General features: G+C 49.2%; 24 protein-coding genes. 15 read left to right on the top strand and 9 right to left on the bottom strand.

Annotated features, from left to right (window positions below):
* Window positions 1-99: 99 nt before the first annotated feature.
* Window positions 100-585, top strand: a complete 486-nt coding sequence (locus tag ACFPTP_RS17160) for an amidase domain-containing protein (RefSeq protein ID WP_381447335.1) — start codon at window positions 100-102, stop codon at window positions 583-585.
* 209 nt (window positions 586-794) lie between these two features.
* Here ACFPTP_RS17160 and ACFPTP_RS17155 read toward each other — a convergent pair whose 3' ends face one another.
* Window positions 795-1,637 (bottom strand): DegV family protein, encoded by an 843-nt coding sequence (locus tag ACFPTP_RS17155; RefSeq protein ID WP_381447333.1) that lies wholly within the window; start codon window positions 1,635-1,637, stop codon window positions 795-797.
* 180 nt (window positions 1,638-1,817) lie between these two features.
* On the opposite strand from ACFPTP_RS17155, the gene ACFPTP_RS17150 reads away from it, so the two are divergent.
* The gene (locus ACFPTP_RS17150; protein WP_381447331.1) at window positions 1,818-2,411 is read left to right on the top strand and encodes a nitroreductase family protein; all 594 of its coding nucleotides are present in this window, start codon (window positions 1,818-1,820) and stop codon (window positions 2,409-2,411) included.
* A 60-nt stretch (window positions 2,412-2,471) separates the two neighbouring features.
* Here the strand turns inward: ACFPTP_RS17150 and ACFPTP_RS17145 are convergent, their stop codons facing one another.
* Entirely contained in the window at window positions 2,472-3,869 is a 1,398-nt protein-coding gene (locus ACFPTP_RS17145; protein ID WP_381447329.1) for a dipeptidase, read from the bottom strand.
* 166 nt (window positions 3,870-4,035) lie between these two features.
* Here ACFPTP_RS17145 and ACFPTP_RS17140 point away from each other — a divergent pair, with 166 nt between their 5' ends.
* The 3 genes from ACFPTP_RS17140 to ACFPTP_RS17130 all read left to right on the top strand — a co-directional run bounded on the left by ACFPTP_RS17140 (window position 4,036) and on the right by ACFPTP_RS17130 (window position 7,527).
* Window positions 4,036-5,289, top strand: a complete 1,254-nt coding sequence (locus ACFPTP_RS17140) for a hemolysin family protein (RefSeq protein WP_381447328.1) — start codon at window positions 4,036-4,038, stop codon at window positions 5,287-5,289.
* Window positions 5,290-5,377: 88 nt separating this feature from the next.
* The gene (locus ACFPTP_RS17135; protein WP_381447327.1) at window positions 5,378-5,959 is read left to right on the top strand and encodes an RNA polymerase sigma factor; all 582 of its coding nucleotides are present in this window, start codon (window positions 5,378-5,380) and stop codon (window positions 5,957-5,959) included.
* 116 nt (window positions 5,960-6,075) lie between these two features.
* Complete coding sequence (locus ACFPTP_RS17130; RefSeq protein WP_381447325.1) at window positions 6,076-7,527, top strand: phospholipase D family protein; 1,452 nt, start codon at window positions 6,076-6,078, stop codon at window positions 7,525-7,527.
* 51 nt (window positions 7,528-7,578) lie between these two features.
* Here the strand turns inward: ACFPTP_RS17130 and ACFPTP_RS17125 are convergent, their stop codons facing one another.
* Both ACFPTP_RS17125 and ACFPTP_RS17120 read right to left on the bottom strand, forming a co-directional pair.
* Window positions 7,579-7,767, bottom strand: a complete 189-nt coding sequence (locus ACFPTP_RS17125) for an SE1832 family protein (RefSeq protein WP_381447323.1) — start codon at window positions 7,765-7,767, stop codon at window positions 7,579-7,581.
* A gap of 24 nt (window positions 7,768-7,791) precedes the next feature.
* Complete coding sequence (locus tag ACFPTP_RS17120) at window positions 7,792-8,847, bottom strand: PseG/SpsG family protein (RefSeq protein WP_381447321.1); 1,056 nt, start codon at window positions 8,845-8,847, stop codon at window positions 7,792-7,794.
* 136 nt (window positions 8,848-8,983) lie between these two features.
* Here ACFPTP_RS17120 and ACFPTP_RS17115 point away from each other — a divergent pair, with 136 nt between their 5' ends.
* From ACFPTP_RS17115 to ACFPTP_RS17075, 9 genes are all read left to right on the top strand, one after another.
* Window positions 8,984-10,918 carry a cation:proton antiporter gene (locus tag ACFPTP_RS17115; RefSeq protein ID WP_381447319.1) on the top strand — a complete coding sequence of 645 codons (1,935 nt, stop codon included), beginning with the start codon at window positions 8,984-8,986 and terminating at the stop codon, window positions 10,916-10,918.
* Between the two features lie 75 nt (window positions 10,919-10,993).
* Window positions 10,994-11,557, top strand: coding sequence for an NADPH-dependent FMN reductase (locus tag ACFPTP_RS17110; RefSeq protein ID WP_381447317.1), 564 nt, complete (start codon window positions 10,994-10,996; stop codon window positions 11,555-11,557).
* A gap of 241 nt (window positions 11,558-11,798) precedes the next feature.
* The gene (locus ACFPTP_RS17105; RefSeq protein ID WP_381447315.1) at window positions 11,799-13,967 is read left to right on the top strand and encodes a DNA topoisomerase III; all 2,169 of its coding nucleotides are present in this window, start codon (window positions 11,799-11,801) and stop codon (window positions 13,965-13,967) included.
* Between the two features lie 193 nt (window positions 13,968-14,160).
* Window positions 14,161-14,760, top strand: coding sequence for a hypothetical protein (locus tag ACFPTP_RS17100; RefSeq protein WP_381447313.1), 600 nt, complete (start codon window positions 14,161-14,163; stop codon window positions 14,758-14,760).
* Between the two features lie 57 nt (window positions 14,761-14,817).
* Window positions 14,818-15,309, top strand: a complete 492-nt coding sequence (gene ybaK, locus ACFPTP_RS17095; protein ID WP_381447310.1) for a Cys-tRNA(Pro) deacylase — start codon at window positions 14,818-14,820, stop codon at window positions 15,307-15,309.
* A gap of 92 nt (window positions 15,310-15,401) precedes the next feature.
* The gene (locus ACFPTP_RS17090) at window positions 15,402-16,040 is read left to right on the top strand and encodes a YczE/YyaS/YitT family protein (protein WP_381447307.1); all 639 of its coding nucleotides are present in this window, start codon (window positions 15,402-15,404) and stop codon (window positions 16,038-16,040) included.
* Window positions 16,041-16,288: 248 nt separating this feature from the next.
* On the top strand, window positions 16,289-17,395 hold the full coding sequence (locus ACFPTP_RS17085) for a hypothetical protein (protein ID WP_381447305.1): 1,107 nt from the start codon (window positions 16,289-16,291) through the stop codon (window positions 17,393-17,395).
* Between the two features lie 72 nt (window positions 17,396-17,467).
* Entirely contained in the window at window positions 17,468-18,658 is a 1,191-nt protein-coding gene (locus ACFPTP_RS17080; protein WP_381447303.1) for a glycine C-acetyltransferase, read from the top strand.
* Between the two features lie 155 nt (window positions 18,659-18,813).
* Complete coding sequence (locus ACFPTP_RS17075; protein WP_381447301.1) at window positions 18,814-19,098, top strand: DUF6958 family protein; 285 nt, start codon at window positions 18,814-18,816, stop codon at window positions 19,096-19,098.
* Window positions 19,099-19,167: 69 nt separating this feature from the next.
* Here ACFPTP_RS17075 and ACFPTP_RS17070 read toward each other — a convergent pair whose 3' ends face one another.
* Entirely contained in the window at window positions 19,168-19,338 is a 171-nt protein-coding gene (locus ACFPTP_RS17070) for a hypothetical protein (protein WP_381447299.1), read from the bottom strand.
* 3 nt (window positions 19,339-19,341) lie between these two features.
* Entirely contained in the window at window positions 19,342-19,998 is a 657-nt protein-coding gene (locus ACFPTP_RS17065) for a hypothetical protein (protein ID WP_381447297.1), read from the bottom strand.
* 190 nt (window positions 19,999-20,188) lie between these two features.
* Here ACFPTP_RS17065 and ACFPTP_RS17060 point away from each other — a divergent pair, with 190 nt between their 5' ends.
* Window positions 20,189-21,133 (top strand): L-threonine 3-dehydrogenase, encoded by a 945-nt coding sequence (locus tag ACFPTP_RS17060; protein WP_381447294.1) that lies wholly within the window; start codon window positions 20,189-20,191, stop codon window positions 21,131-21,133.
* Window positions 21,134-21,185: 52 nt separating this feature from the next.
* Here the strand turns inward: ACFPTP_RS17060 and ACFPTP_RS17055 are convergent, their stop codons facing one another.
* From ACFPTP_RS17055 to ACFPTP_RS17045, 3 genes are all read right to left on the bottom strand, one after another.
* On the bottom strand, window positions 21,186-22,538 hold the full coding sequence (locus ACFPTP_RS17055; protein WP_381447292.1) for a YjiH family protein: 1,353 nt from the start codon (window positions 22,536-22,538) through the stop codon (window positions 21,186-21,188).
* 172 nt (window positions 22,539-22,710) lie between these two features.
* Window positions 22,711-23,382 carry a bacillithiol biosynthesis deacetylase BshB2 gene (gene bshB2 / locus ACFPTP_RS17050; RefSeq protein WP_381447290.1) on the bottom strand — a complete coding sequence of 224 codons (672 nt, stop codon included), beginning with the start codon at window positions 23,380-23,382 and terminating at the stop codon, window positions 22,711-22,713.
* Between the two features lie 28 nt (window positions 23,383-23,410).
* On the bottom strand, window positions 23,411-23,761 hold the full coding sequence (locus tag ACFPTP_RS17045) for a YojF family protein (RefSeq protein WP_381447288.1): 351 nt from the start codon (window positions 23,759-23,761) through the stop codon (window positions 23,411-23,413).
* Window positions 23,762-23,916: the final 155 nt, after the last annotated feature.

The raw sequence follows: 23,916 nt of genomic DNA, 5'->3' as shown, positions 1-23,916 counted from the left end.
CCCCGTAGACACTTCGCTAAACGGGGGAAGGGGAGGGGCAAGAATGCATGGCACCCCACCTGTTTTCATAAGATGGGAATACGGGGGTGTTCATGAAAAGTGTATAACCGGGAAGCGGCGGTGCGGTATGCGGATGAATGGTGGGATAAGAGGAATCCTGCATATCCATCGTTCGATGTCGACTGTACGAGTTTCATTTCGCAGTGTCTGCGCGCGGGCGGGGCGCCGATGCACGGGTATCCGAACCGGGCGCGGGGCTGGTGGGTGCAAGGGGGGACATGGAGCTTTAGTTGGTCGGTAGCGCATTCGATCCGTTGGTATTTATCGGGGTCTACGAAAGGTTTGACGGCACGGCAAGTCGGCTCGCCAGAAGAGCTCGATCTCGGCGATGTCATTTGCTATGACTTCCAAGGGGACGGACGGTTTGACCATACGACGATCGTTACGGCGAAGGACGGCACGACGCCGCTCGTCAATGCCCATACGTACGACGCCTACCATAGGACGTGGGACTACAAAGATTCCTATGCATGGCGGGAAAACGCAAAGTATGTCTTCTTTAAAATCAATGATCAGTTTTCATGAACAAAAGACGGCGCCTTTAACAAGGTAGCCGTCTTCTTTCAAAAGTTTAGTTTTTTAGCAAGGGACCATTCTTTCGCGTCTAAGGTCCATTCTTCCGTCCTCAGGGTCCGTTCTATCGCGTTCAGGGTCCATTCTTTCACCATAGAGGTCCGTTCTTTCGCGTCCAAGGCCCATTCTTTCGCCCTTAAGGTCCATTCTTCCGAATTAATTCAATACCACAACACCGCAATCGTCCCTTCGCCTGCATGAACAGCGAGTGTGGAGCTGATGTCGCCGATTTCGACGGTGAGGCCCGGCACTTGATTGAGGATCATCGCTTTTAATTCCGCTGCCTGCTCTGGCACATTGCCTTCCATCAGATAGACTTTCCCTTTGCCTCTCGGATGGCCTTCCGCCACTTTATCGACCAAATATTGAAGTGCTTTCTTTTCGGAACGTACTTTCTCGATCGCTTCCAATTTCCCGTCTGTCGTAATTTGGATGATCGGCTTCACTTTCAATAGGCTGCCGAGGAAGAACTGGACGCCGCTCATCCGGCCGCCTTTGTACAACTGCTCCAATTGGCCGATGTAAATATAGTTCTTCAATGTTCCCGCCATTTTTTCAAGCTGTTCTTTGATTTCCGGTACGGATGCTCCCGCATTTTGCAGTTCCATCCCTTTTTCAATCAACCCGGTAATGCCGTAGGAAACGGACAGCGAATCGATGAACGTAATAGGGAAGCCCGCGATTTCCGCTCCTGCCATGGATGAAGCGAGGGTTCCGCTCAACTCGGCAGAAACATGGATAGCAATCGCTTCCTCATAGTCTTCCGCTATTTTCTTGAATTGCTCGGCGAACTCACCGGCAGAAGGTTGGGACGTCTTCGGGAATTCTGTAGCGTTCTTAATATTTTCATATAATTGGGCTGGTGTCAGGTCGACACCGTCAACAAATTGCTTTTCCCCGAAATGTATATTTAACGGAATCGAAAAGAAATCAGGGTGGTTTTTCAATTCATCTGGAATATAAGCAGTGCTGTCAGTTATCCATGCTATCGGCTTCTTCGTCATTTTTCAGTCATCCTTTTCTAAACATTCGCTTCTTTCATTACTATACTATAGAAAGTAATCTTGCGGAATACTAATTGGTTGAAATTATTGGAATGACGTTGAAAATGATGGGGATTTCCACAGTCGCCTTCTTTTCGTGTATAATGGTCGACAGTACGATACAAAGGAGAGCTCATAGTTATGAATGAACAGGCACTTTCGGTAAGAGAAGCGATCATCGGACGTCGCTCGGTAAAGAATTTCAATGGGCAGCCGGTCGATCTTGAAAATATATTGTCCGTTTTGGAAGATGCCAGATGGGCACCGAACCATGGATTGCGTAATCCTTGGCGTTTCATCGTCGCAGCCAACCAGGAATATGTAAAGTTTCAGGATGTCTTAAAGGAATATGGCGTGCCGAAGTGGAAAGAGCTGTCCGAAGAGGATTTGGAAAAGCAAATGAAGAAATTCCGCGCTCCTGGCGCCGTCGTTTTCGTCGTCGTCAAAGAGGATGTACGACAGAAGGAACGGCTGGAGGACTATGCTGCGGCTAGCGCGTTGATCCAAAATGCGATGCTCCTCGCATGGGACCAAGGAATCGGTACATGCTGGAAAACGCCGCCATTCATCGACAATCCGAAATTCCGCGAAGAGCTTGGCGTGAAGCCGGGCGAGCGGATCATGAGCATGCTGCAGTTCGGCTATTACGATGACATTCCAAAAAATCGTGTGCGCACGCCGCTTGAAGATCTTGTCACGTTTTATGGCATGGAAGACGAACAGAAAGAGGAATAAGAAAAAGAACTGTCCAGAAAGTCGGCAAATGACTTTCTGAGACAGTTCTTTTTTGTATTCTCACTTCTTCAAATCATCCTTCGAAAACTCCGCAAGCTCGGAATAATAATCTCCGATGACACGCAAGCCTTTGTCGAAGTTCTCCAAATGGAAATGCTCGTTAGGCGCGTGGAAATTCTCGCTGGAAAGTCCGAAGCCCATGAGGACGACCGGCAAGTTCAAAATTTCATCGAACGCTGCTACGATCGGGATCGAGCCGCCCATGCGCGTGAATGCGGTCGGCACATCATATACTTTCTCATACGACTTTCCTGCAGCCTGGATAGCTGGGTGGTCGAAAGGTGTAATGAAAGGCTTTCCTTTATCGAACTCGCTCACCGTCACAGTGACGCCGGCAGGTTTATGCTTTTCGATATGGGCTTTTAATTTTCTCACGATATCTTCAGGATCTTGATCCGGAACGAGACGGCAAGTAATTTTCGCGCCAGCTTCCGACGGCAATACGGTTTTGATTCCTTCCCCTGAAAAGCCGCCGAAGACGCCATTCACTTCTAGCGTAGGACGTGTCCATGTCCGCTCCAAATACGAATAGCCTTTTTCCCCGAACAGCTCGCCGACACCGATTTCCTCTTTCAATGCCTCTTCATCGAAGTTGAGTGCTTCATAAGCCGCGCGCTCTTCGTCGGCTAACGGGCGCACATCTTCATAAAATCCGTCGACCGCAATTGTTCCTTCTTGATCATGGAACGATGCAAGGATTTCGGAAATCGCATGGATCGGGTTTTGCACGCCGCCGCCGTAAATGCCTGAATGCAAGTCGCCTTTCGCGCCTTTGACGTCGATTTGGATGCCCGCAAGCCCCCGTAATCCGTAGCAGATCGCAGGCTTTCCTGGTCCGTACATGCCTGTGTCGGAAATGACGATAATATCGGCGGCCAATTTCTCTTTATTTTCCTCGATATACTTCTCAAGGTTCGGACTGCCGACTTCCTCTTCGCCTTCAATGATGAATTTGACGTTCACCGGCAGACTGCCGTTTTCATTCATAAGCGCCTCTACCGCTTTGATATGCATGAACACTTGTCCTTTGTCATCGCTTGACCCGCGCGCATATAATTTATTGTCCCGGACTTCGGGATCGAACGGACCGCTTTCCCACAAGTTCAACGGATCGACAGGCTGGACGTCGTAATGGCCGTAGAAAAGAATCGTGGGTTTTCCTTCTGCGTGCAGCCAGTCCCCATAGACGACCGGATGGCCAGCTGTCTCATCGATTGACAGGTTTTCCAAGCCCGCTTGTTGGAATGAATCCTTTAACCATTCAGCCGCTTTCTGCATATCCGGCTTATGCTCAGACAACGCGCTGATGCTCGGAATACGAAGAAAATCTTTTAATTGCTCCAAATGCTCTTCCCGTTTGGATGTGAAATAAGCGTCAAGCTTTTCCAAATTACTCAAAACGAACCCCTCATTTCAAAATTATTTCGTGAATAAAAATAGTATAGCATGTCATTACGGAATCAAGTTATTCAAAAGGACGAATTTGCTACCAGTATGATATGATATGTAAAAGTTGCTAAATGAACGAACTGTGGAAGTACAGAAACTCCGGGAGGAATAGCTTTTGTTTATAGCACTTGGGTTCTTTTTACTTATGTCGTTCTTCCTTTCGGGGAGTGAGACGGCACTGACCGCGGTCAACCGCATGAAAGTCCAGCTTCGTGCCGAACAAGGCGATCCAAAATCGATCAAGCTCAGAGACTTGATTTCTAAGCCGGACAAAATGATCACGGCCATTCTGATTGGAAACAACGTAGCAAATATAATGATGCCGACAATCGTCACGATGATTGCAATCGATCGGGGCTTGAAAGTGGGAGTCATGACAGCGATTTTGACGGTCGTGCTCATTGTGTTCGGGGAAGTGTTGCCGAAGACGATTGCAGCGACATTTGCCGATCGGATCGCTTATGTCGTTGCGCCGACAATTTCGATATTCGTCAAATTGCTGACGCCGCTGACGATTCTCCTATCTTTATTCACGAACATCTTCATCCGCATCATCTCGAAAGGTGCTGTGACGGAAGCGACGTTGACGAAGGAAGAGCTCCGTTCCATGGTGGATATCGCCTCGACGGAAGGGACATTCGAGCAGGAGGAGTCGCTCCGGTTGAAAGGCGTACTCGATTTCCCTGAAAAAGACGTCTCCGATGTAATGGAAACACACCGCACCGACGTTATCGGACTGCCGATCGAATCGACATACGAAGAAGTGCGCGATACGATTTTGGAATACTTCTATACACGTTATCCAGTATACGAGGAAAGCATCGACCGGATCGTCGGGATTTTCTATTCGAAGACGCTGATCGAGTGGTCCATGAATCCTGAAAAGAAGCTTGCGGACTTGATGGACGAAGAGCCTTTATTCGTCGTCCAGACAGCAAGCGTCGAAAAAGTGTTCAAACTGATGCTTGCGCATAAAAAACATATGGCCATCGTGCTCGATGAATATGGCGGAACGCTCGGTATCGTGACACATGAGGATATCATCGAGGAGATGATCGGGCAGGATATCGAGGATGAAACCGACTTTGATGAAGAAGTGCTCGTCTATGAAAAGAACGAGGAACTGCTCATCTGTCATGGACGCCTTGAAATTGTCGATGCCATCGATCTGCTTGACGTCGAATTGGAGACCGAGCATGAAACAATCGGCGGATTCGTCATGCAAGAGCTCGGTCATGTACCCGAGGAAGGGGAACGTTTTACATACGAAAACCTGTACTTCGAAATCGAGGAAATGGATCGCAGCCGGATCATCAAGATGAAGATCACGAAAAGGCATGATCAGGAAAATGATCGCCCCGCAGAATGAATGCGGGGTGTTTTTATGCGTGAAACTTACAACTTTGTAAGTTTAGTGAAAGACAAGTCGATAGTTTGTAATGGAGGATTCATTGATAATGAGGACAACAGTTACAAAACGGAGGAGTTATCGCATGAAAATCGACTTGAATGAGCTATATGAAGAATATGGCCGATACATATATCATTTATGTTTAAAACTAACACGCAATAAAGAGGAAGCCGAAGACCTGATGCAAGACGTATGGGTCAAAGTTGTCCGCTACAGCGGGAAAATGGACAGTGTGGACCGCATGAAAGCTTGGCTGACGACAATCTGCATGAACACATTCCGCGATCGTTACCGGAAAGATGTCAGAAGAAGCAAGCACGTTATGCACCAACCTGAAACATTGGACGTTCCGATCTTAGATTTGGTTCCCAGCGACAATCCGACACCTGGCGAAATGATCGAGCAAAACGACATCCAGCTCATGGTGCAGCAGAAGATCGGCCAATTGGACGGTATTTACCGGACAACGATCGAATACTTCTACGTCTATCAGTATTCATTGATCGAAATCGCGGATTTGATGAAAGTATCGATCGGAACAGTGAAATCCCGTCTGTTCCGCGCGAAAAAATACTTGAAGGAATTAATGATGGACGACACAACAGTGAGAGAATATGTCACTGCTTAATTAAATATCTGTATGAATGCCTCTATTAATAGGGGCATTTTTATTTTTCACAACATAGTTTGTATCCAGCAAATTAGGGGAATTTGAATAGGCAAGTAGAATACGGGGTTGATTGAATGAAGAAAACGAGAAAATGGGTGCGGCCGAAATGGATTGTCCTTATGGCCATCCTGCTATTTTTATTCCTATACGTCGGGGTCATTACCTGGCATACATATAAACCGCTTCCGGAAGGTGTCAACTTCGCAGGTGACATCCGTTGGACCGACGACGTTGAAATGCTCACTGATCTGACGTACGCCCAAAATAAAAAAGGGGACGGCATGGAGCATGAGCTCAACATTTTCGATGAAATCTACAACATGATCGACGAGGCGGAAGAGTTCATCGTCCTCGATTTCTTCCTCATGGATCACTACACGGATGAAGATTTCGACTTTCCGAAGATCGCGGAGACATTGACGGAGAAATTGATTCAAAAGAAAAAAGAGAATCCGGAAATGGCTATCATCTACATTACCGATCCCCTCAACACGGGGTATGGCTCCTATGAATCGAAATGGTTCAGCCGGCTTGAGGACGCCGGCATCGAAGTTGTTTATACCGATCTCGATCAACTGCGGGACTCGACGCCGATCTATTCGGGCCTATACCGGACCATTTTCCGCTGGGTCAATTTTGAAAAGGACGGCTGGATTGCGAATGCGATGTCGAGCAAAGCGCCGAAAATGACGTTGCGGTCGTATTTGATCCTTCTCAATGTGAAGGCGAACCATCGGAAGACGGTCGTGACGGACAAATCGGCAATCGTGACATCAGGCAATCCGCATGACGCGAGCGGTCTTCATGGCAATGTCGCGTTGAAGGTGAAGGGGAGCGTATTGAATGATATTTTGGAGGCGGAAGAAGCGGTCGTCCGCTATACGAATGGCGGTTCGTTGCCGCGTGCAAAAGTTGAAGAGGTCCACGACGGCGATTACGCAGTCCAATATTTGACGGAAAAGAAGATCCACGATGCGCTGCTCGGCGATATTGCGGCGGCCCAGGAAGGGGATTCGATCCGGATGGGCATGTTTTTCATTGCGATGCCCGATATTGTGCAAGCGATTGTCGATGCGTCAAATCGAGGCGTCCACATCCAAATGATTTTGGATCCGAATGAAAACTCGTTCGGCAATGAGAAGTCGGGCCTTCCGAATCGTCCCGTCCTACAGAAGATGATGGAGGAGACGGACGGTAAGCTCGATGTCCGCTGGTACAACACGGTTGTCGGCCAATACCATACGAAGCTTGTCGTCGTCCAGACGAAGCAGGAAACGTATATTACAAACGGCTCCGCGAACTTGACCGACCGGACGTTGAACAATTACAATCTCGAAGCGAATCTAAGGGTCATCGCGCCGAATGACAGCGAGCTGTCCAAGGAGATCGATGACTATTTCAATCGGCTTTGGACTAATGAAGACGCCCTTTACACACTCGATTTCGAGGAGTTCCAGGACAGCTTCACATTTTTCCAGCGCGGCATCTACCGCCTTCAGGAATTATTGAAACTGACGACCTACTAAAACGCAAAAGGCTGTCCACGAACAGGAATCCCGTTCGTCGGCAGCCTTTTATCATTCTGTCAGCTCAGCAAGCTGTTGATTCAGTTCGGCCAATCTTTCTTCCATCGCGGCTAGGCGTTGCTCCGCCTTATGGACCGAGTCCGCGTGTCCTGTCGACTCCAATTTCTCGACGTCGCCCTGCAAGCTGATGTAATCCATTTTCAATTCTGCGATTGCCGATTCGATCTGTCGTTTATTCATGTGGAAAACCCCAATCGTTTTCCCTTAGTGTAGCATATCGGACATCGCTTTTCCGCCCGCTCCGCGTTTTGGATTTTCCAATAAATAATGGATTGTCTCGACGACTTTGTCCTTTCCGTCCCCGAGCCCGAGCGATAGTTGGCGTTCAATTGAACGTTTTCTCAACGGTTCATGCAGCAACGGTTCCATAATTGCGTTCAGCAGATTTGACTGCTTCACTTTCCTTCCAAGCCCGAGATGGACGAAACCGTGCTGTTCCTTCGGGAATGCAAGGCCGAGCTCGAAATCATTCTGGGAAAGCACAACGCACGGGATGCCCATGACGGCGACTTCATAAGGCATATAGCCGGATGCGCATAAAATGACATCCGCTGTCGCGTAAACTTCCGGCACATTATATGGCGGCTGCTGGACGATCGTGTTGCGCCTTCCGAGCGCCATCATCCGGAGTGTGCTAACGTCATGCGGATAGCGCTCCCCGACGAGGACGGTCACTTTTAACGGAATCTGCAGCTGGGAAACATGCCGGAGTGCACGGTATGTCAAATTCCCTTCATCCTCTTCCCCGAATGAAATGACAAGATGGGGGAGGGGGCCAGGAGGATTTTTCTTCAAACCGGATCCTTCAAACGACCGCATCGAAGGATCGGCCATGAAGAGCTGGCGGTCGACTACGATATGTTCCGCATGATCCTCGATGGACTCTTCGATGAGGGTCTGTAAAACGAAATCCGCGTGTCTGCCTCCGTCACCGAAGTCGTCGAAATGCAATAGGGAAGGGACGATGCTGCGGATCTTCTCCACTTCCTCAGAAACCGTAGGGCCTGTATCGCGGATGAGGAGGTCTGGACGGATGAGAGTCAATGTCTGTATGAGATTGGCTTTTTTACCGATTGTGATCGATTTGAAGCCATCCGGAGGTGAAGGGGAGTTTTCACCGACGATGAATAGGACGTTCACTTCTTTTACGATGTCCCGAGCGAGCACGGATGCTCTCCTTGCGGGGTACGAACCTTTTCCGTCCGACCGCGAAATGTAAAATGCAACAGTTTTCTTCTTTGAGTTTTCGATTGGAATCACCCTTTCTATTCCTGTGTATAAACTACTCTCCTTTTCACCCTATGTTTGGAAAAAACGAGTTATGTACAAATACGTTGAATGAAAAAGGAAATGTGGTAAACTAGCATTTATTCTGAAGGGGAACGGGGTGTTTCCGTTGTTCGATTCTTTATTATTTGACCTGATGCTCGTCATTCTGATCGGGATGCTTTCCCAATGGATTGCATGGAAATACCGGATGCCTGCAATCGTCGTCATGGCGCTTGCAGGATTGCTCGTCGGACCGGTATTCGGATTGATCAACCCGCAGGAAAGCATGGGAGATCTATTCGGCCCGATCATTACATTTGCGGTCGCGATCATCCTTTTTGAAGGAAGCTTGAATTTGGACGTAAGAGAAATAAAAGGGTTCAGCAAGCCTGTCGGGAGGATCGTCACAATCGGGGCGTTCATCGCCTGGATTGCAGGGTCACTCGCGGCGCATTATTTGGCGGGTCTTTCATGGGAAGTCGCCTTTATCATTGGAGGGCTGTTCATTGTAACAGGGCCAACAGTGATTTTGCCTTTATTACGACAGGCGAGGTTGAAACCGCGGCCGGCGGCAATCTTGAAGTGGGAAGGGATTGTCGTAGATCCGTTCGGGGCATTGCTCGCGGTATTTGCATTCGAGTTCATTAAATTCATCAATGCCGAAGTGACATTGAAGTCGCTGTTGCTGTTCTTCGCGGCTTCCGCGTTTGCTGTCCTTCTCGGATGGTTTGCGGCATTGTTCATCGGGAATTCTTTTGAGCGGGGAAGCATCCCCGAGTTTTTGAAGGCGCCGATCCTTTTCGTCGTCGTGCTGTTCACATTCGTTTTTGCGGATGAAATCATGCATGAGACGGGCTTATTGGCTGTCACAGCGATGGGGATGAAAATGGCGAATATGCGCTTGACGACCTTGGCCGATGTGCGTCATTTCAAAGAAAATATTTCTGTACTGCTTATCTCGGGCATTTTCGTCATGCTCACCGCTTCACTTGATCCAAAAATCCTGATCGAGATTTTCAATCCAGCAATCATGTTATATGTGGCGGCAATGCTCTTTGTCGTCCGACCGTTGTCGATCTGGATTTCCACAATCGGGACGGATCTGAATGTCCGTGAAAAACTGCTGATCGGCTGGATTGCGCCGCGGGGAATCGTAGCGCTTACTGTATCGGGTTATTTTGCAGGCATATTGCTGGAAAATGGATATAAAGATGCAGAGTTGCTTACCGCTTTGACGTTTGCGCTCGTCCTTTCGACGGTCGTGCTGCATGGATTTTCAATCGGGTTCATTGCCAAAAAGCTGAATTTGACGACGACGGACGAATCTGGCGTCGCCATTATTGGCGGCACGCGTTTTGCCGCTGAATTGGCGCAGTCGATCAAAGATACAGGGAACGAGGTTCTGCTGATCGATCAGTCATGGGCTGCGCTTGCGGATGCAAGAAGGCGTGGGGTGGATAGTTATATAGGTGATATTTTGTCTGAGCAAATCGAATACCATATCGATTTGACGCCTTACAGGTATATGCTGGCGATGACGAAAACGGATCTGTACAATGCGCATATTTGTGCAGACTTTGAGCCGGATCTCGGGCGTGATCATTTATTCCAAACAGCTTTCCACGTCGGAAAAGATGTCGAAGCATTCACGGTCGTCGGCGGGCAGACGTTGTTTTCCCCGTCCATCTCGATCTACAGTCTGGAGGAACGGATGCATGCCGGGCACGTCATCAGGAAGACGCTCATCACAAAGCAATATAGCTATACGCAATATTTGCGCGAGCGCGATGATAAATCGATCTTGCTTTATCTATTGCGTGCCGATGGCTCCATTGAATTCTTTACGCCGAACGTTGAACTTCAGGCGAATGCGGGAGATGCAGTACTCGCACTTTCTTCCCCTGCGAAGACGATTGAGCGTGTGAAGGAGCGGCTGGAAGGGGAAAATGGCGACTCGGATATTCCATATGAAAAACTGGAAGAGTTGTTCACCGAGGATTCATCTGAAGGCAAGCGGGACATCCCGGGAGAGGCGCCGAAGTCGAACGGAAACTCTAAATAAGACCGATTTAAGGCAATCGTACCAAACGTTATGGTACGATTGTCTTTGTAGAAACAGCTTTGAGGAGGATGACCAGTGAAAGTTTTGTTTGTGGACGGGACCATTATCGGCAGCAAAACGGGCGCCATGCTTGATACGGTCGAAGAATATGTAAAAGAAGCTAGTGGAGATTTCCAAATTGAACGGATGAATCTGGCGGATTATGATCATCAATTCGTCGATGGGCGTCCGTCGGAACAATATAACGAGGACATGCAGAAAATGGTCCGGAAGTTTGAAGAGGCGGATGCGTATATCATCGCGACGCCGATCTTTCAAGGCTCCATTCCGGGCGTGCTGAAAAATGCATTCGATCTGCTTCATCCGCATGCAATGCGCTACAAACCGGTTTCGATTGTTGCGAACGGCGGTACATACCAGCATCATCTTGTTCCTGAATTTCAGCTGAAGCCGATTTTGGATTACTTCCGCTGTCTCGTCACACCGAATTTTGTCTATACCCATTCAGGCCATTTCGATCAAGACAACCGCATCATCGACGAAGATGTGCATAACCGTCTGCGCGAGTTGGCAAGAGTGTTTGCAAAGTATACAGAGATGAGCCAAGATCTGTCGAAAGATGTATTGGACGCGAACTGAACATATTGAAGGGCTGTCACGGAAAGTCGGATATCGACTTTCTGCGACAGCTTTTTTTGTGAGAGATGTCTCGCGTCCAAAGTCGCTGACTCTGCGCCCAAAGCAAACCGATTGGCGCCCAAAGTCGCCGTTCCTACGCCCAAAGCGAATCATCCCGCGCCCAAAGCAAGCCAATTTCACAAGGAATGCAACGGAACGCGTTCTCCCTTATAATAAAAGTATGTAGAAAGGGGATTTATTCATGTCCAAATCAGTAGTGTTGGCCGAAAAGCCATCCGTTGCAAGAGATATCGCGCGGGTGCTCGGCTGTAATAAAAAAGGTAATGGCTTCTTGGAAGGCCAAAAATATATCGTCACATGGGCGCTCGGGCATCTTGTGACGCACGCCGATCCGGAAGGCTACGGCAATGAGTACAAAGAGTGGAAGCTGGAATACTTGCCGATCATTCCGGATCCGTTCAAGTTGACGCCGATCCGTCAGACGACGAAGCAGTTCAATGCGGTCAAGGCGCAGCTTCGCCGGAATGATGTGAAGGACGTCATCATCGCGACGGACGCCGGGCGGGAAGGAGAGCTCGTCGCCCGCTGGATTTTGGAGATGGCGAAGAACCGTAAGCCGGTGAAACGTCTCTGGATTTCATCCGTCACCGATAAAGCGATCAAAGACGGCTTCAACAATTTGAAAGACGGCCGCCAGTACGAAAATCTATATGAAGCGGCGGTCGCGCGTGCGGAAGCGGACTGGGTCGTCGGCATCAATGCGACGCGTGCGCTGACTGTGAAATATAATGCGCAATTATCGACGGGGCGTGTCCAGACGCCGACACTCGCCATGATTGCGGAGCGGGAAAGGCAAATCCGCGAATTCAAGCCGAAGTCGTATTATGGATTGCAGGCGTTGACAGAAACGGCAAGATTCACGTGGTCCGATAAAGCGGGACAGACGCAGTCGTTCAATAAAGAAGCGATCGAAAAGCTGCTAGCAAAGCTTGACGGGATCCATTCCGGAAAGGTGATCGATGTGAAGACGACGCCGAAGCAGCAGCCGGCCCCTCCTTTATTCGATTTGACGGAATTGCAGAAGGAAGCGCATCGACGCTGGTCATGGTCAGCGAAAGAGACGTTGTCAACGTTGCAAAACCTATACGAGCGGCATAAAGCGGTAACGTATCCGCGGACCGATTCGAAGCATTTGACGTCGGACATGGCGGGGACGTTGAAGGAACGTATCAAAGCGGTCGACATCGGACCGTATAGGAAGTCGGTCAACGTATTATTGCGTTCGAATTCAATCAAGCCGCAGAAAGGCGTCATTGACGACAAGCGCGTATCCGATCACCATGCGATCATCCCGACGGAGGAGACGCCGATCTATCAGAACTTGTCCGACAAGGAGCAGCGTCTTTATGATTTGATCGTCAAACGGTTCCTTGCCGTCTTCTTCGGCCCGTTCCGTTATGAGCAAGTGACTGCGGAGCTCGCTGTTGAAGGAGAAATCTTCAAGGCGAAAGGGAGGACCGTCACGGACGAAGGGTGGAAGGCGGTTTATTCCACAGATGTAGAAGAGGAAGATACAGATCGTTTGCCTGCCTTCACGAAAGGCGAAGAAGTGAAAATCCGCGCCGTCGTCATGACGGAAGGGCAGACAAAACCGCCCGCACGTTTCAATGAAGGGACATTGCTCGCGGCAATGGAAAACCCTGCGCAATTCATGGCGGGCGAATCAAAGGATCTGATCAAGACACTTGGCGATACAGGCGGCCTCGGAACGGTTGCGACCCGCGCGGACATCATCGAAAAACTATTCAGCTCGTTCGTCATCGAGAAGAGAGGGAATGACATCTTCACGACGTCGAAAGGCAGACAGCTGCTTGAACTCGTTCCGGAAGATTTGAAGTCGCCTGCTTTGACAGCTGAATGGGAGCAAAGCTTGACAAAGATCGCCAACGGCAAAATGAAAAAAGAGGCATTCATGAAAGAGATGGTGGACTTCTCGAAGAAGACCGTCAAGGAAATCAAAACGGACGATAAGAAATTCAAGCACGATAATGTGACAGGGAAAATGTGCCCGGATTGCGGAAAGCCGTTGCTTGAAGTGAACGGCAAACGCGGCAAGATGCTTGTCTGCCAGGACAGGGAATGCGGTCACCGTCGCAACGTTTCCCAGTTGACGAATGCTCGATGCCCGGTCTGCAAGAAGAAGCTTGAACTGCGCGGAGAAGGGGACGGAAGGATTTTCGTCTGCAAATGCGGCCACCGCGAAAAGCTATCTTCCTTTGAAAAACGCCGTGCTCAATCCGGAGGCAAGAAGGCGGATAAACGTGACGTGCAGAAGTATTTGAAAAAGCAGGAGGAAGAGCCTGTGAACACGGCACTCGCAGATGCATTGAAAAAAATGTTCGATAAGTGATGCAAACTGTAAATCTGCTCTCTTTGTAATGGTCGATAAAAGAGAAAAACTGTCGAAAAAGTAGGCATAAACAACCGGTCGGAAATGCCTTTCGAATAGTCAGTCTTTGAATCTTTCGCTGGATGTTTCGGTGTGCAATAAATGGCTATAATACACCTAACTGAAAGTGGACACGTAACGGGAGGTGAGTGACATGAATGCCATCATGACGTTCGCATCCGCTGCCGACCAAATGCAGCGGTATGACGCAGTGCGACGCAGGAATGCGGAACAAGCCTATCATCGCCAGGCGGATTACAATGGGCGGAACCAAAAGATGCTCGATGACTTGGAAGCATTGCTGACAGGGAAGAAAGAGCCGGAAGTTGCGCAAGAAAGCCGGGAGTTCAAGAAGCTGGATGCCGGGCAAGTGAAGCAGATCGCCCTTCCTCTCGGAAAAACATTGGAGGAAACGATCGATGCATGGCGGGATGTCCGCAGGGAAGCGATGTCGGTTCAGGAACCGACGACCGCGGACCAGCATCTTGCAGCAACCGCTTCCGCGAAAATCATGGAAACGGAAGCGAGGCTCGCCCTCCAAAAGCGTGAGCAATCACAAATGGAGGCGGAAACGAACCGTGCGAAGGCGGAAGCGTTCAAAGTGGCATCCATGGACCTTCCGACAGATGTAGAACGGGAAGTGCTGTTGGAACAAAAACGCTTTGCGAAGGCGATTTCTGCCTACTCGGTCCAAGTGGAGGCGAAGCGCAACGGGTTTATTGCCGAATGGCCGAACTTTAATAAAAGTGCTTGATAAAGAAGGCTGCCGCTAGATGGCGGCCTTTCTTTGATTTGAGAAAGGAGTGAGCTTATGGCGAAGCAGAAGAAATCGGCCAAGACGAATGCGGTGCGGCTATTGGAAAACGAACAGGTGCCGTATGAGTTGAAGGAATATGATATTGATGACGGACAGTTGGATGGCGTGTCGGTCGCTGCAAAGACGGGGCAGGCGGAAGAATCGGTGTACAAGACGCTTGTGACGATCGCTGGTCCGAGGGAGTTGTTCGTCTTCATCATTCCGGTAGCCGAAGAGCTCGATTTGAAGAAGGCGGCAAAGGCGGCGGGTGTGAAGAAGCTCGACATGCTCCCGTTGAAAGACCTGACGAAAGAGACGGGGTACGTCCGCGGCGGCTGTTCGGCGATCGGCATGAAGAAAAAATATCCGACCGTGATTGACGCTTCCGCTGAACAGCTGGAGCAGTTCGTCGTCAGCGCAGGGAAGCCGGGACTGCAGATGATCCTGTCCCCGATGGACCTCGCCCGTGTCGCAGAAGCATCCTTCGGCGACATCATCAAAGGCTAATCGCAACTATCATGCCTTCTTGTCACATGCTACAATGGGAGAAACAGAGAACTGGCTCTCCTTGAAGGTGTAGCATGGAAAGAAGAATGTAAATGAGAAAAATTTTTGTCTGGAGATGGATTTTCTTCCTTGTCGGCGTGATGATCCTGTCGCTGGGAATTACAATGACGATAAAAGGGCAGCGTCTTGGCGTCGGCCCGTGGGACGTCCTGCATATCGGACTGACGAAAAACTTCGGGCTCACAATCGGGATGTGGAGCATCATCACGGGCCTGGTCATCATTGGGGTAACCTCCGCGGTGCTGAAGCAATGGCCGAAAATCGGAACGTGGCTGAACATGACATTGCTCGGTTTATTCATCGACTTATTCAACTGGCTGCTGCCGGAATTCGATACGATGACGGGGCAAGTGATCATCTTCACGCTCGGTGTCGTCGTCATGTCCTACGGCGTCGGCATTTACGTAGCACCAAATGTCGGTGCAGGTCCGCGTGACAGCCTAATGCTCATCCTCGTTGATAAGCTCGGCATTAGCGTGAAAAAAGTGCGGACGATGATCGAAGTGATCGTTGCAGTCGCGGGTTGGCTATTAGGAGGCCCCGTCGGCATCGGCACAGTCATCATCGCCCTCCTCATCGGCCAAATCGTCCACTACTCCTTGCCACAATGCCGCAAACTGCTATTGAAAATTGCGGGTGAGGAAGACGAGGAAGTATTGTTTATTAAATAAGCTTTATTAAAATATGTTATTGATTTCAGGCAGTACCGTTGATTGAAGCGCAAGGCGGCGACTCCTGGGGGATTAGCGGGACAGGTGAGACCCTGGACGGAGCGCAGCGAAGGAAGCGGCTCACCGCCCGCCCCCCCGGAAAGCGTCCGCATGTAGCGGAAATCAACAGTTTTATTCAAAATTAATAAAGATTGAAAGCACAGGCAGACAAGCCGTGCTTTTTTTTATTGTCTGGGCATATGGTAGAAATGCAAGTAGTCAATTGGGAAAGGATGGTCATCATATACGGGACAATAACGGAATACATGGGGACAGCCTATACTGGGAACGGGGTCGCGCACAAATTCGACACATTGATCGCCACCGCTGACAAAACGATTTTTCTAAAAGCTCCGCCGACAAATGCAATATCCAGAGTATTGAACGACGCGGCAGCTCACTTCATCAAAAGGGGCTATGACGTGGATCGCTTCAACAATCCCGTCGAGCCTGACAATACGGATGCCATATTTGTAAAAGACCTGAATTTATTCATCCTCCAAGCATCCCATCCTGTGGCGCTGGAGCCGACCGAAATTGGCGGCCGCCACCACGTCATCAGCTTCTACGATGCGTACGACGAGGAAAAACTGCAAAGCCGTGCAACCGAAATGGCCACTATAGCAGAGGAATCAAACCTTGTCTTTACAAAAATGATGCAATCGATGTCCGAAGCATTGCGGATCCACGACGATTGGGAAAAAGTGAATATCGTCAGGATGATGTGGCATGAACATGAACAGATGACCGAATCGCTGAAAGAGGAGCTATTCGGAACGATGAAGCTGCATAAGAAATCGACAGTATCGCATCGGATCGCCGGTTCATTATCGCCGGGCGGGGCGCGGGATTTCATTCCATCGATCACGAGTTGGACAAAGAGGCGGATTCTTATGAAAGGATTGTCCGGAACGGGGAAATCGACCATGCTGAAAACGCTCGGCAAAGAGGCGGAGCGCCGGGGGATTGACGTGCTCTACGGCTGGTGCGGGCTCGATCCGACGAGCGTTGATATCTTGCTGCTGCCGGAGTTATCGGTCTGCCTGTTCGATGCGACCTTGCCTCATGAATACGAACCCGAGAGTCCATTGGATGAAATACTCGACCTTGTCTCGATGTGTACGGAAGATACGGAAGCGGAAGAGAAAATCCTTGAAATCAGTGGCAGGTACAAGGAAAAAATCATGGACGCTACAGGCTATATGCACGCATATGCGCACAGTGAGAACAGGCTTCGCGAAATCGTCGATCAGGCGATCATCCGGAAGAACTTTGAGGAAAAGGTACAGCAACTTTCAAAATGGATCGACGTATAAGACGGTTCCTTCTGCGTGTTTTGCCCGCTTATGCTAAAATGGGGGCATCAACCGTTTGAAAGGAAGATCATTTTGTCAAAAGTTCTCGATGCATTTTTACAGGAAAATTTACAGGAACTGCGAGACCAGGGCCTCTATAACGTAATCGACCCGGTGGAAGGTCCGAATGGTCCGGTTATTAAAATTAACGGAAAAGAATTGATCAATCTTTCCTCGAACAACTATCTGGGGCTTGCGACGGACGAAGATTTGAAGAAACTCGCAATCGCAGCTACGGAAAAATACGGAGTCGGCGCGGGAGCTGTCCGGACGATCAACGGAACGCTCGATATTCATATTGAGCTTGAGAAGAAGCTTGCGGAATTCAAAGGGACAGAAGCGGCGATTTCCTACCAATCGGGCTTCAACTGCAATATGGCGGCGATTTCTGCAGTCATGAATAAACAGGACGCGATTCTTTCAGATGAATTGAACCACGCGTCAATCATCGATGGCTGCCGACTTTCGGGTGCGAAAATCATCCGCGTCAAGCACCAGGACATGGACGATCTGCGCGCAAAAGCGAAAGAGGCGAAGGAGTCTGGCCAATACGGCAAGCTGATGTATATTACAGACGGCGTGTTTTCGATGGACGGAAATATCGCTAAGCTTCCTGAAATCGTGGAGATCGCGAAGGAATTCGACCTGATCACGTATGTTGACGATGCACACGGATCTGGCGTGACAGGAAAAGGGAAAGGGACTGTGAAGCATTTCGGTCTTGAAAAAGAGATCGACTTCCAAATCGGCACATTGTCGAAAGCGATCGGCGTTGTCGGCGGCTATGTTGCCGGGACGCAAGCATTGATCGACTGGTTGAAAGTGCGCTCCCGTCCGTTTTTATTCTCCACTGCTTTGCCTGCAGGCGATGTAGCTGCAATCATGGGCGCGCTGGATAAAATCACGGAGTCGACCGAGCTGTATGATAAGCTATGGGAGAACGGGAATTACTTGAAGGAAGGCTTGAAGCGTTTGGGCTTCGATATCGGTGTTTCCGAAACGCCGATCACGCCATGCATCATCGGCGAAGAGAAATTGACACAGCAGTTCTCGAAGCGTTTGATCGAAGAAGGCGTATACGCGAAATCGATCGTCTTCCCGACAGTTCCGAAGGGCAAAGGCCGCGTGCGGAATATGCCGATCGCTTCCCATACGAAGGAAATGCTCGACGAAGCACTCGCGATTTACGAGAAAGTCGGAAAAGAACTCGGCGTTATTTCATAAGTGGATGAAAGAGGACTGTCGTATCGGCGTAATGCCGGTGCGGCAGTTTTTTCATGGCGGAACGAGAACTTCTCCTTTTTTATTAAAATAAGGTTTATTTCTAGTCGGAAAGGGTAATAGATAGAGAGCAGAACACGTTGAAAAGGTGGGGCAATATGCGATACAACGACAGCGTCCAACTTTTGCAATCGAACGGCAAAGCCGGTGCGTCGATTGTAAAGTACAGATATGAAAAAATCAAAAAAATAATGCTCATGATCATCCGCGAAGCGGGCATCATTTCATTCGAAGAACTATCGAACAGGACGTTAAGAAGATTGACGCCGTTTGATGGCAACAATATGTGGTATATGGAAGCGATTGTGACGGATCTCGAAGCGAGGGGCCAGTTGGAATGCCCATTGCTCAACGGTCAATTATTCGTGAAATACGCAGGTTAAGATAAATTCAATCAATAAGAAAACCCATCCGTAAATAGATGGGTTTTCTTTGCGTGCTCCAGTTTTCAACTACCTCGTCGGCAAGTGGACTTGTTTAGCAACTTCATCGTGGAAGACGGTTGTCAGTTCTCCGTTCGGAAGCTCGACGTCGTATTGCATCGGTTCATTCGGCCGGATTTCAACGATCAGGCCGCGTCTCCCATCCTTTAATTCCACGTAAGCCTCTTCCATGAAGTCCAATGTTCACACCTCCTTGGTCGAAAAAACTCCCTCCGCCATTCGGTTCAACATATGATGTACGACATAGCGCTGCATGCCGACTGCTTGTCTTGTCGCGAGCGCTGCTTCGTTTTGGAATGAATCCTTCTGTCCCTGCTTCAAAGCGATGATCGCTTTCAGGGAATGGACCATCCACGGCGTCCGAACCTTCGACAAAGCCTCGGACGACTTCTCCTTGTTATTACTCATTGTATACCCGATTCCCGCGTAATAATCACGATAGAACGTCGTTGTCATCGATTTCGACGTTTCGATTAACCTTTTCCAATCCTTCTTGAACACTAGCAGATTGGCATTATACACATCTTGCACTTCTGCATGAGGGTATGACCTTACGATCCGATCCAGCGAATTGAGAATCTCCTTATCCGTTCCATGGGCCAACGCATACGCATAGCTGAAAATCGGCTTGCTGCGGTGATTGGCTAAATAACGGTCAATCAGTTTCAAGCTTCTTGATTTGTAAATGATATAGAAAGGATAGCCCATCGTCAAAGCGAACGTAACCACCATGACGATCGTGAAGACGAGCCACATTTGCAGCCCGGACAAAAATAAGGCGACTGCCAACAAGGCGCCGATAATGATAACTAAGATTAAATTGGCGTATTTACTGAACATTTTGCACCTCAATGTTTTTTCTATAGTATACCAGAAAAATTAATGGAAAAGATGAGAAGGTAGGAATAGCAGTTGTGTTTTACAGACACACATAATATAATCTTTTTATATTGCTAGTAAAGGGTTTATTTGATCATTTAAAAACAATGTCCTTTCCATAAATACATTTGATCTTTAGGAGGAATCAGGATTGAAAAAAATCATGGTGACTGGCGCACTTGGCCAGATCGGTTCTGAATTGATTGGCAAACTGCAAAAAGAATATGGCGAAGATAATGTGTTGTCAACAGACATCCGTCAGCCGGCGGAATCAATTGCGGGGCCGTTTGAAGTCCTCGATGTAACGGATGGCAAGAAGATGTACGAAGTGGCGAAGGATTTCGGCGCGGACACGATCATGCATATGGCGGCGCTACTTTCCGCGAGGGCAGAAGCTGACCCGCTTTTCGCTTGGAATCTTAACATGGGCGGCCTCATGAATGCGCTTGAAACTGCTCGCGAGCTCAACATGCACTTCTTCACGCCGAGCTCAATCGGTGCATTCGGCCCTTCGACTCCGAAAATGAACACACCTCAAGATACATTGCAACGTCCGACAACGATGTATGGTGTCAATAAAGTCGCGGGCGAGCTGTTATGCGATTATTACTTCCACCGATTCGGCGTCGATACGCGCGGTGTACGCTTCCCGGGGTTGATCTCCTACGTAGCGCAACCGGGCGGCGGAACGACCGATTATGCAGTGGATATTTACTACAAGGCGATCACGGATGGGAAGTACGAGTCCTTCATCGCGGAAGGCACGTGCATGGATATGATGTATATGCCGGATGCTTTGCAGGCGATTGTCGACCTCATGGAGGCGGACCCTGCGAAACTGAGCCATCGCAATGCGTTCAACGTAACGGCGATGTGCTTCGAGCCGGGTGAAATCGCGGCTTCGATCCGTAAGCATATCCCGAATTTTGAAATGACGTATAACGTCGATCCAGTCCGCCAGGCGATTGCAGACAGCTGGCCGGATCACATCGATCCATCCGCGGCAGTGACAGAGTGGGGATTCAAAGCGTCGTATGACTTGGATGCGATGACAGCGGATATGCTGGAGAAATTGAAAAAGAAATTGAATGCGTAAAATGAAAAAGGCCGCTGATCCGGAATAGGGATCAGCGGCTTTTCGTTATTCATTAAAACAACAAATGTGCAACGCCCGCAACGATTGGCAGGGCAATGAGTGTACGCAATAGGAAAATGATCATCAAATCCAAGAAGTTAATAGGGATTTTCGTTCCGAGAATCAAACCGCCGACCTCGGACATGTAAATGAGCTGAACGACCGAAATCGTCGCAATCGTAAACAATGTAATAGGGGAAGTGATTGCGCCGTCAGCCAAGATGACTGGCAGGAACATGTCCGCGAATCCGACGACCATCGTCTGTGCGGCTGCCGCAGCTTCCGGGATGCCCAACATGGATAAAATCGGTTCGAACGGTTTCCCTAAAAACGTGAAGACGCCTGTATATTCAGCCAGCATCAGCGCCACCGTACCGAATGCCATGACGACCGGCGCAACGCCGATCCACATATCCAGCACATTTCGCATGCCGTCCGTGAAGATTCTGCCGATGGAACGGTTCTTCTGAGCGGTATCCAACGCATTTTCCAGTCCGTGGCTGAACACGTTATACCCTTCAGGCAGTTCCTCTTCTTCGCCCGTGAACTCCCGGCCGTCGATATACTGCGTTTTCTTGCCTCTGAGCGGATAGATGCGCGGCATGATGAGCGCCAAAACGACGCCTGTCAACAGCACTGTCCCGTAAAACGGAAGGAAATAGTTCGACATGCCGACCGTATCGATGATGACAAGGGAGAACGTAATCGATACAACTGAAAATGTCGTTGCGATGATTGCTGCTTCCCGTTCTGTGTAATGCCCGTCCTCATATTGCTTGCTCGTCAACAGGACGCCGATCGTACCGTCGCCGATCCATGAAGCGAGCGCATCGATGGAAGAACGTCCGGGCAGTTTGAATAAAGGACGCATCACTTTCACCATCATCGTACCGAAAAACTCCAACAGACCGAAGTTCAATAATAATGGCAATAAAAGACCTGCGAATAGGAAGATCGTGAATAAGAATGAAACAAGGCCATCCGGCGCCAGAAGCAAGCCGCCTGTGTTTTCGTTCCAGATTGCCTCCGGTCCGATTTTGAATGTGACCATGATGGCGAAAATAGCTCCGACTATACGGGTGACAGTCCAAAACGGTGTCACTTTGAACAAGCCTTCCAGTAGGGAAGGTTTAGAACTTGAACGCGGGATGAATGCATACACCAATGACCCGATCGCCGCGATTACAATAATGATCATTGCTGTCATCGGCATAGCAGGTTCGAGCCAGCCGGATAGAATATCCGCAAATTTTGCGATTGGAACCTTCCATTCTTCCCCGAATTTCAGAGGAATCATGAAGAGGATAATGCCGAGTATGGATGGAATTAGAAAGTAGAGCCATGTGGATAAATGATGTTTTTTCAACTCTTTCTTGCTCCTTTATGAATAAAGTATCAGTAATCTTGTATAATCATACATACTATCGGGTTTTAAACCGATTGTAAATACAATGGAAAGAAATCGATCTTTTCAGTCATCAGTTCGGGCTATGAAAAAGCCCCGTTTGCGTTTGCCAACGGGGCGCGGCTGCTTGTGATTATTCAAACCGATATGTGAAAAATTTCTCCTCGTGCAGCCATTTCAATGCTTCGGGGTCTTTCTCCGCCAGTCTTTTTTCCATGTCGCGCATCATCCAGACGGTTTGGGAAGCGTGTGCGTTCAATGTATTGAGCTTTTTTTGCGCTGCGCCTTCGACGTTATGGAGGATGTCGGGCGCGCCGAGCACTTCCGCGGTATTATTTGCAAAAGCAATGGTGTACAGCGTCGGGCGCTCGGATTCCTTCATCCTTCCGACGGCGTTGACGACAGCGCGTCCTGTTGCGTCGTGGTCCGGATGGACGGCGAGTCCAGGGTAGAACGTGATGATGAGGGACGGATTTGTATCTTCAATCAAATCGGCGACAAGCTTGATCATTTTTTCGTCATCCTCGAATTCGATCGTCTTGTCGCGCAAGCCCATCATCCGAAGATCCGTCAGTCCCATGGCGGCTGCGGCGTTTTTCAATTCCCGCTTACGGATTTGCGGCAGCGTTTCACGGTTCGCAAACGGGGGATTCCCTAGATTCCGACCCATTTCTCCGAGTGTCAGACAGGCGTAAGTGACGGGAACCCCCATTTCGATATAGGTGGAAATTGTACCCGATACGCCGAATGCTTCGTCGTCAGGGTGCGGAAAAATGACGAGTACGTGGCGTTCTTCTTTAATCATCGAAAAGCCTCCTTCACAATCAAACAGCTTAATATGTAAACGGTGTTTCGCTTATTTCAAGCGCGACGGCAAGTTTACCGTCCGGATCGAGCCCCGCCATGAGCAGCCGGTCATGTTCGTCGACTGTGTAGTGGGTGATCCCTTGCGCGTAAATCCAGCCCGACGGCAGCTTCAGGCCAACCCGATGCGGCGATTCCCCTGCCACCTTGCCAAGCTCATATTTGACGACGACATTCCGGATGAATGCCCCGGCGTTGAAAAATCCTTCCTTGAAGTGGGCGGCATACGCGCCATTCGTCGTTTCAAGATGGATGTAAACGTCTTTATTTGCATAGGAATTCAGCAATTCCTGCAGATGATCCGGTTTCACGAGTTCCATGAAAAATCCTCCTTCTTACAAAATCACATATAACAAGTATATAGAAAAGTGGAAATGAATGCGATTGACGAGGCTTGAACAAAAGCGGAGGCGGCCTGCCTCGATGCGACAGGCATAAGGCAGACATGCGAAGCGGCGCTTTTTGCCGTGCAGCA

The organism is Sporosarcina koreensis (genome assembly GCF_042655825.1).
Taxonomy (GTDB): Bacteria; Bacillota; Bacilli; order Bacillales_A; family Planococcaceae; genus Sporosarcina; species Sporosarcina koreensis.
This window is presented reverse-complemented; position numbering and strand designations above follow the sequence as displayed.